At 64.8% G+C, this 9,442-nt stretch carries 7 protein-coding genes; all 7 read left to right on the forward strand.

The genetic code is table 11. The annotated features are described in order from the left end of the window. A partial coding sequence (locus B3C64_RS04720; RefSeq protein WP_291534081.1) for an arginine--tRNA ligase occupies positions 1 to 1,183 on the forward strand: 1,183 nt, incomplete at its 5' end. Positions 1,184 to 1,197: 14 nt separating this feature from the next. Beyond that, positions 1,198 to 2,808 carry a diaminopimelate decarboxylase family protein gene (locus B3C64_RS04725; protein ID WP_291534083.1) on the forward strand — a complete coding sequence of 537 codons (1,611 nt, stop codon included), beginning with the start codon at positions 1,198 to 1,200 and terminating at the stop codon, positions 2,806 to 2,808. A gap of 325 nt (positions 2,809 to 3,133) precedes the next feature. Next, complete coding sequence (locus B3C64_RS04730; RefSeq protein WP_291534084.1) at positions 3,134 to 4,450, forward strand: homoserine dehydrogenase; 1,317 nt, start codon at positions 3,134 to 3,136, stop codon at positions 4,448 to 4,450. A 139-nt stretch (positions 4,451 to 4,589) separates the two neighbouring features. Further along, positions 4,590 to 5,594, forward strand: a complete 1,005-nt coding sequence (gene thrB / locus B3C64_RS04735; RefSeq protein WP_291534085.1) for a homoserine kinase — start codon at positions 4,590 to 4,592, stop codon at positions 5,592 to 5,594. Further along, positions 5,591 to 6,994 (forward strand): Maf family protein, encoded by a 1,404-nt coding sequence (locus tag B3C64_RS04740; protein WP_291534087.1) that lies wholly within the window; start codon positions 5,591 to 5,593, stop codon positions 6,992 to 6,994. The genes thrB and B3C64_RS04740 overlap by 4 nt, the downstream gene beginning before the upstream one ends. Before the next feature lie 251 nt (positions 6,995 to 7,245). Next, positions 7,246 to 8,364, forward strand: coding sequence for a LacI family DNA-binding transcriptional regulator (locus tag B3C64_RS04745; protein ID WP_298047901.1), 1,119 nt, complete (start codon positions 7,246 to 7,248; stop codon positions 8,362 to 8,364). A gap of 365 nt (positions 8,365 to 8,729) precedes the next feature. Continuing rightward, positions 8,730 to 9,442, forward strand: a 713-nt coding sequence (locus B3C64_RS04750; RefSeq protein ID WP_291534091.1) for an FGGY family carbohydrate kinase, incomplete at its 3' end; no start/stop codon positions are given.

Here is a 9,442-nt window from a genome sequence, read left to right on the forward strand (position 1 = left end):
GTACATCGATGAGATCGCCCAACGCGTCATCGAGGAAGCCGAGGCCGACGGCATCGACATCCTGAACATGCCGCGCGTCGACGGCGGCGCCGACAAGGACGGCAACCCGCTCGGCGAGGGTGACTCCGAACAGCGCGAGGAATTCCGCAAGCGCGCCGTGCCGATGATGTTCGACGAGATCCAGAAGTCCATGAAGAACTTCCGCGTCAACTTCGACGTGTGGTTCCACGAGAACAGCCTGTACTCCGACGGCGAGGTCGACAAGGCCATCGCCGATCTGCGCGAACGCGGCGACATCTACGAAAAGGACGGCGCCACCTGGTTCGAATCCACCAAGCACGGCGACGACAAGGACCGCGTGATCATCAAGTCCGACGGCAACTACGCGTACTTCGCCGCCGACATCGCCTACTACCGCAACAAGCGCCACCGCGAGGCCAACCCCGCCGACATCGCCATCTACATGCTCGGCGCCGACCACCACGGCTACATCGGCCGCATGATGGCCATGTGCGCTGCCTTCGGCGACAAGCCGGGCGAGAACATGCAGATCCTCATCGGACAGCTCGTCAACGTCATGAAGGACGGCAAGGCCGTGCGCATGTCGAAGCGCGCGGGCAACGTCGTCACCATCGACGACCTGACCGACGCCATCGGCGTGGACGCGTCCCGCTATTCACTCGCCCGCACCGACTACAACTCCCCGGTCGACATCGACCTCAACCTGCTCGCGTCCCACAGCAACGAGAACCCGGTCTACTACGTGCAGTACGCGCACGCGCGCTCCTGCAACGTCGACCGCAACGCCGCCGCGGCCGGCATCACCTACGAAGGCGCCGACGTGAGCCTGCTCGACACCCCGGCCGACGGCGAAGTGCTCGCGGCTCTGGCCCAGTGGCCGGCGCTGCTGCGCGAAGCCGGCGACCTGCGCGCCCCGCACCGCGTGGCCCACTACCTCGAAGACCTCGCGGCCACCTACCACAAGTGGTACAACGTCGAACGCGTCGTGCCGATGGAGCTCACCGATTCGGAAGCCCGTGGAGCCGAAGCCGAGTCCGTCCGCATCGCCAAGGCCCCGGAACCGGCACGCGCGGCCGCGCGACTGAAGCTCAACGACGCGGTGCAGACCGTCATCGCCGCAGGCCTCGACCTGCTCGGCGTCACCGCTCCCGACAAGATGTGAGGCGCAACGAAACCATGTCAGTCACTCCAATCTGGCCGGCCGGCTCGGCGGTGAACGCCGACGGCGAAATCACCTTCCACGGACGCACCGCGGAAAGCCTGCTCGACGAGTTCGGCTCCCCGCTGTACGTCATCGACACCGACGACGTGCGCGCCCGCGCCACGAAATTCGTCAAGTCCGCATCGCACGCGTTCAACAACACCGTCACCCATGTCAGCTTCGCCGGCAAGGCCCTGCTGAGCAAGGAGATCTGCCGCATCGTCACCGAATCCGGCATGCTCATCGACACCTGCACGATGGGCGAGATGCGCATCGCGCTCGCCGCCGGCGTCCCCGGACGCCGCCTGGTGCTGCACGGCAACAACAAGTCCGACGCGGAAATCGAACTCGCCGTCGAACAGGGCTTCGCGAAGATCGTCGTGGACGAGCCGAACGAACCTGAGCGCATCGCGCGCATCGCCAAGAAGCTCGGCAAGCGCGCACGCGTCATGCTGCGCGTCACCTCCGGCATCCACGCCGGCGGCCACGAATTCGTCTCCACCGCGCACGAGGACCAGAAATTCGGCGTCGCACTGCTTCCGGCGGGCGCCGACGCCGGCAAACTCGACGTGCTCGACGACCTCGCCGACGTGACGCCGGCCGGCAGCAACGCGAAACTGGGCGAGCATCCCGAAACGGACGCCGCCGGGAACGATGCCGCGCAGTCCGTCGGGCACCACGCCGAACGCAAGCTGCAATACGACGTGCGCTATCCATACGACCTGAGTCATGAGAAGGTCTCCGACGGCGACCGCAAGCTCGCCGAGGCCATGACGTTGGTCGCGGACGGCCCGGCGCTCGCCGTGCTCAAAGACATCTACCGCCGTCAGGACGTGCTCGAACTGGTCGGCATCCACTCCCACATCGGCTCCAACATCCACGACGCCGACGCCTTCATCCAGGCGGCCAAGCGCATGATGCTGCTGCGCAAGACCTTCTACGCCACCGATGCGTACACGCTGCCCGAGGTCGACCTCGGCGGCGGCTACTCCGTGGCGTACACCGACGGCGAGGATTCGATGGACATCGACGTGGAGCTCGGCCGTCTCGCCGACGCGGTCGCCACGGTGAACCGCGCGCTCGGCATGCCGGCCCCCGTCATCTCCTTCGAACCTGGACGCTGGACGGTCGCGCCGACCGGCGTCACGCTGTACCGTGTGGGCACCGTCAAGCCGGTGCAGCTCAGCGGCGACGCGAAAGACAGGGACGGCAACCCCGTCACCGAACGCGTCTACGTGTCCGTCGACGGCGGCATGAGCGACAACATCCGTCCGGCGCTGTACGGCGCGGACTACACCGCGAGACTCGCCAACCGCACCGGTTCCGCCGAGACGGAACTGTGCCGCGTGGTGGGCATGCACTGCGAATCCGGCGACATCGTCGTCAACGAAGTGCGCCTGCCCGCCGACATCAAGCGTGGCGACATCCTCGCCGTGCCGGTCACCGGCGCGTACGGACGCACCATGGCCAGCAACTACAACCAGGCGCTGATTCCTGCCGTGGTGGGCGTCGGCGAGACCGGCGCGCACGTCATGATCCGCCGTCAGACGATCGACGACCTGCTGGGCTGGGACGTCAGCGAATAGGCGTCGCGCAAGGCGCCCGTCCGACAGCGGGGCAGGATGTGGTCTGGTGCGGAACGAGTCCGACGGGGCCGACGTGGCGACGGCGATACACGCGATGCCGACATGTGACGCCGACCTCCGTCGGAACGTGAGGTTTTGTGCTGTCGCGTGAGGCTTCGTGACCTTCCGTATGTGGTTTTGGGCGCTTTCGATCGAGGACGGTTCCCCATGATGTTCGCAATCGTGGGGAACCGTCCATTTTTATGCGTACGAGGGCCTCTACGTCACGTTTGAACCGTACAATGGACGCGTCATATCAATACTTTCGTCTCAAGTGGAGGATGTCTTGGCACAGGAAGATGTTGCGCCGATTCGCGTTGGATTGCTGGGTGCGGGCACTGTCGGTTCCCAGACCGCGCGCCTGCTGGTCGAGCAGAAGGAAGAACTTGCCGCACGTATCGGTCGCCCGATCGAGTTGACCGGCGTCGCCTGCCTCGATCCGGCCGAGACCGATCCGTTCCCGTGGATCGACAAGTCCGTCGTCACCACCGACACCATGAGCGTGGCGACCAACTCCGATATCGTCATCGAACTGATCGGCGGCACCGGCGTGGCGCGCAAGTTCGTGCTTGCGGCCATCGAGTCCGGCGCCTCCGTGGTCACCGCCAACAAGGCGCTGCTGGCCAAGTACGGCCCCGAGATCTACGCCGCCGCCGAGGCCAAGGGCGTCGACATCTACTTCGAGGCCGCGGTCGGCGGCGCCATCCCGTTCCTGCGTCCGCTGCGCGAATCGCTGGTGGGCGACAAGGTGACGAGCATGCTCGGCATCGTCAACGGCACCACGAACTACATCCTCGACGAGATGACCACCAAGGGCCTCGATTTCGACGACGTGCTCAAGGACGCCCAGGCCAAGGGATACGCCGAGGCCGACCCGACCGGCGACATCGAGGGCTACGACGCGGCCAACAAGGCAGCCATCATGGCGACGCTCGGCTTCCACACCAACGTCACCATCGACGACGTCTCCGTCGAGGGCATCACGAAGATCACCGCCGACGACATCGCCGCGGCGACCGCCGAAAACAAGGTCATCAAGTTGCTGGCCGTCGTCGAGAACGGCGAGGCCGGCGTTTCCGCGCGTGTCTACCCGGCGCTGATCTCCAACACCCATCCGCTGGCGTCCGTGCACGGCTCCTTCAACGCCGTGTTCGTCAAGGCCGAGGCCGCCGACGACCTCATGTTCTACGGCCGTGGCGCCGGCGGCGCTCCTACCGCCTCCGCGGTGGTCGGCGACGTCGTGACCGAGGCCCGCCACATCGCGCAGGGTTGCACCGGTCCGGTCATTCCGCTGTACAACGACCTGAAGAAGGCTCCGATCGAATCCTCGAAGGCTGAGTTCGCGGTGCGTTTCGTCATCCACGACAACCCGGGCGTCCTCGCCGCGATTGCCGCGAAGTTCGCCGACCACGGCGTCTCCATCAACGGTGTGAACCAGGACCTGAAGCCCACGCTGAAGGATCCGGGCTACGACGGCGAATTGCAGCAGCTGCGTCTGGTCACCCACATGACCGACGAGCTCACGCTGCGTGAGACGGTCAAGGATGTCTGCCAGCTCGACTACGTCGTCGGCGAGCCGTCGATTCTGCGCGTGCTGAACTGATTGTTCCCGCATCAGGCTCATGGCCGCGGCATTCCGCTGTTCCTCGGCGGGCCGTGGCCATGGGCTTGATGTGACTCTTGGCCCGTATATGAATACGGTGCGTAATCTGTAATGAAGATGTGATGAAGGATAACGAGGTATGACTCCAGTTACTCGCAAGGTGCACGTGCGCGTGCCGGCGACCAGCGCCAATCTTGGTTCCGGCTTCGATACGGTCGGTCTGGCCCTGGACTATCACGACGAGCTTGAATTCACGTTGAGCGCCGATCCGGTGAACACCGCGGCGCAGGTATTGATCGAGGGCGAGGGTGAGGACACCCTGCCGCGCGACGAAACGCATCTGGTGGTCTCCACCTTCCGCCGCGCCTGCCAGACCTTCGGCCTGGGGCGTGTCGGTTTCATTCTTCACGCGCACAACAACATCCCCCAGGCCCGTGGCATGGGTTCTTCCGCCGAGGCCATCGTGGCAGGCATCGCCGCGGCCGCCGCGTTCGCCCAGGACGACGACCTCAACCGCGATGCGGTGTTCGAACTGGCCGCCGCCATCGAAGGGCATCCCGACAACGTCGCCCCCGCCGTCTACGGCGGACTGACCATGTCGTGGGATATGGAGACCCCCGAAGGAATCGGCTCCGTGCCGATTCCCGGCGGCGAACCGATGCACAACGGCTTCCATACCATCAACTACCGCGTGGCCGATGACCTGACGGCGGCGGTGTTCGTGCCGGATTACGAGCTTTCCACCGAGAAGGCGCGCCAGGCGCTGCCGGGCCAGGTGGCGTTCAAGGACGCGGTGCACAATCTGTCCCGTGTGAGCCTGATGCCGGCAGCCATGAATCCTTCGACCCTGGCCTCCGGCCAGCGTCAGAACGCCAACGCGCTGCTGTTCGCGGCCACGCAGGACCGTCTGCACCAGCCGTACCGCGCTTCGCTGATGGAGCCGTCGTGGAAGCTCATCGAGAAGATGCGCTCCCACGGATTCGCCTCCACGGTTTCCGGAGCCGGCCCGTGCGTGCTGGTGCTGCACCATGGCGACGTGCATGAGCAGCTGGAGCAGATCGCGGCCGAGGAGCTCGCCTCCGGCCATTGGCGCGTGCTGCATCTGGGCGTCGACACCAAGGGCGTGCAGGTGGAGCGCGCATGAGCATTCCGCTGATTCTCGCTTCGAAATCCAAGCCGCGCCGCGACGTGCTGTTCTCGGCCGGCATCTGCCCCACGATCCGTGTTTCCGATGTGGACGAGCCGGCCGCATTGGAGCGTGCGGCCGCGAAAATGGGATTCCCGCTTGAGGACATCGACATCAAGCAGCGTGTGATGATTCTCGCTTCCGCCAAGGCGGAGGCGGTGCATCGCGCGTATCGCGACGTCGCCGCCACCGCGGCCGCCGCGCGGGGCGAACGCGTCGTCGGATTTCCGCTGAAAGCGGCCGGCGCCGCAGGTTCCGTCGTCGATGAGATGGATGCCGATGCTGCGATGAAGACCCGTGATTTCTCCGGCGTTTCGATTCCCATGACCAGCGGTCCCATCGCGGACGCCATCGAGGGGGAGCGCGGGCTGACCCGCGCGAAGACCGGTCCGCTGATCCTTGGCTGCGATTCCATGTTCCTGCTTGACGGCGAATGCTACGGCAAGCCGCACAGCGCGGATGTGGCGCGCGAACGCCTGCGCGCCATGCGCGGCGCCACGGGGGAGCTGTGGACGGGCCATTGCCTGATTGATTTCGCCACCGGCCGTGTGGCGCGTGGCGCGAGCAAGGCGACATTGCACTTCTGCGAGTATTCCGATACCGACATCGAACGGTACATCGCCACCGGCGAACCGTTGGAAGTGGCCGGCTCGTTCACGCTGGAAGGCTTTGGCGGCGCGTTCATCGATTCCATCGAAGGCGATCCCCACGGCATCATCGGCCTGAGCCTGCCACTGGTCCGTCGCCTTGCGGCACAGCTCGGCGTGGAATGGACCGACTTGTGGAACGTCACTCGGGAGGATCAGGATCCGACCGTCGCCTATGATTCCCAAACCGGCGCGGCCAAGCCGCTGCCGCCCAAGGAGAACGTGCACCAGCCCGGCGACGGTTGGGTGGAATGCGCCTGCGGCCGCAGGCATTGGGGGCTCAACGGCGCCTCCGGCGTGCTGCTCGCGCGCCGCGACGACCGGACCGGTGAGGTGACGCATGTCGTGATGCAGCATCGCGCCGTGTGGAGCGCCGAAGGCGGCACCTGGGGAATCCCCGGCGGAGCCACCGCCGACGGCGAAAGCCCGATCGAAGGCGCGCTGCGCGAATCGTATGAAGAGGCCAACATCACGCCGGAAGACATCGATGTGGTCGGCTCGTACTGCGAGGACCACGGCCCGTGGGCGTACACCACCGTGTTCGCCTTCGAAAAGCCCGGCCACCGCGTCGAGCCCAAGGCCAACGACGACGAAAGCATGGAGATCGAATGGGTGCCGATCGATGAGGTGCCCAACCGCAGACTGCTGACCGCCATGCGCACCGACTGGCCCAACTTCGCGGAGCGTTTGCGCCGGCTTGCCCGGGGGTGATCGGCCGCGAGACGGGCATGTGATGCCGTGCATACGGTCGTATGGGGCTCCGTCACCGCTATCGCCGATGGCGGAGCGTTTCTCTTTCGGATTCGCCGTTGCGCCCAATGGCGGATGCACAGGCCGCCCGCCGGTCCAAGAGGCCGGCTGGCATTGACGAAAAGCTTGGACTCGCAGTGTTGTTAGCGCTAACTAAAGTTGCGTGTACAATGGCGAACATGACAATGGCGATGTTCGAAAGGCGATGAGGCATGGTTTCCAAGCGCAATGCGGTTAAGAAGCGTCCTTCAATGTTCGAAGTGGCGAAGCTTGCCGGCGTGAGCCACCAGACGGTCTCCCGCGTAATCAACCATTCGCCCGACGTCTCCGACGCCACCCGCGCGAAAGTGCAGAAGGCCATCGACCAGCTCGGCTACCGCCCCAGCAACTCGGCCCGTGCGTTGGCGTCTCACCGCTCCCGCACCATCGGCCTGATCGCGGGCGGCCAGCGGTTCTACGGGCCGATCTCCGCCATCTCCGCGATTGAGACGATGGCGCGCCAGCACGGACTGTTCATATCGGTGAGCATGGTGCATGAGGCGCTGTGCACGCAAGTGGACTTCGATGACCTATGCCGTACCTTCGACGAGATGAACGTCGACGCGTTCATTTTTCTCACGCCCACCGATACCATGTTCTCCGCGGCATGCCGCGCCCAGATCGCCCAGCCGCGTGTGATCGTCACTTCCACGCATGGCGGCCTCGGCGTCCAGGACGGGCTTCGTCTGATGAAACCGGCGGATCGCAAGCGCGTCTCCGTGGTCGGACTCGACCAGTGGTCGGCGATGGCCGATGTGATGCGCGTGGTGGCCGAATATGGGCATCGTTCCGTGCTGTATTTCGCGGGGCCCAAGGAATGGCGCGATGCCGCCACAAGACTGTTGTCGTGGAACAAGCTGTGCGCGGTCAATTCGGTGAATTCCGTCACCGTGCAGTGCGAAACATGGGATTCGTCCGAGGCGTACGGGCGGATGAACCACATCCTCGACAACATCGGACGCAGGGGCGGCAGCCTGCCGACCTGCATGGTGTGCGCGAACGACAGCCAGGCCGTGGGCGTGGCCCGCGCCCTGCATGAGCATGGCGTGCGCATCCCGCAGGATGTGAGCCTCATCGGCTTCGACGACATGCCCGCGATGGACAACATGTTCCCGCCGCTGACCACGGTTCGCCCCGATTTCGAGCAGCTCGGCATCGCCGCGATGAAGGAGACCCTGTTCCTTCTGGGAGCGGGCGAGGAGACGTCGTTCACCGCATCGCAGCATGGCGTGGGGCTGATTCCGATGCAGATGATCAGCCGCAGCTCGCTGGGGCCGGTGCTTCGGCGCTGACCGTAAGACCATTGGCTTCTTCGCGCGTCCCGCCGTCCGTGGCAGGCATGTGATGCTGGATGCGCGGATGATGGCAGGTGCGGGCAGGACCCACATATGCTCGGGACCGGGTTTTGACGGCGGATGCGCGGATGGCGGGGTCATGTTCGGGGGTTGCGCGTCGGTCTGCGTCTCCGATGCCTCGCGCCCCGCTTCCGCATTGCCTGACGGCATATCTTTTGTTAGGCTTTTTGTTACGCTTTCGTGACACGTCGGATTTGTGTAATCCGTGCTGTCTGTCTAGAATAGTGAGCGTTAACAGTGAGCGCTAACACTCATTTGACAACGGTGTTGTGGAGTGCTCGGAAAACAAGGAGTTTGGAACTATGGCGCAAGAGCAGGAGCTCGACGATCAGATCGCATTGACCGCCGAGAAGATCCGTGCCGGCAAGACGAGCCTGGGCATCGAATTCGGCTCCACCCGAATCAAGGCCGTGCTTATCGACGATACGTACAGCACGATCGCAGCCGGAGACTACGGCTGGGCGAGCCACTTGGAGGATGGCCTGTGGAGCTACTCCAAGGAAGAGATCTGGAAGGGCCTGCAGACCGCATACGCAGCCATGGCCCAGAACGTGGAGACCGCGTACGGCGAGAAGCTCACCCGCATCGGGCACATCGGCTTCTCCGCGATGATGCACGGCTACCTCGCGTTCGACAAGGACGGCGAGATGCTGGTGCCGTTCCGCACTTGGCAGAACACCAACACCTCCGAGGCCCACAAGAAGCTTTCCGAGCTGTTCCAGTACAACATCCCGGAGCGTTGGTCCATCGCCCACCTGTACCAGGCGGTGCTCAACAAGGAAGAGCACGTCGGCAAGGTCGCGTACTTCACCACGCTCGCCGGCTACGTGCACTGGAAGCTCACCGGCAAGAAGGTGCTCGGCGTCGGCGATGCCTCCGGCATGTTCCCGATCGATCCGACCACCCACACCTACGAAACCGAATTCATCGAGAAGTTCAACGCGCTGCCGGAAGTCGCCGCGCAGCCGTGGAAGCTTTCCGACCTGCTGCCGGAACCGCTGGTCGCAGGCACCCC

Source organism: Bifidobacterium sp. UBA6881 (genome assembly GCA_002451435.1).
Taxonomy (GTDB): domain Bacteria; phylum Actinomycetota; class Actinomycetes; order Actinomycetales; family Bifidobacteriaceae; genus Bifidobacterium.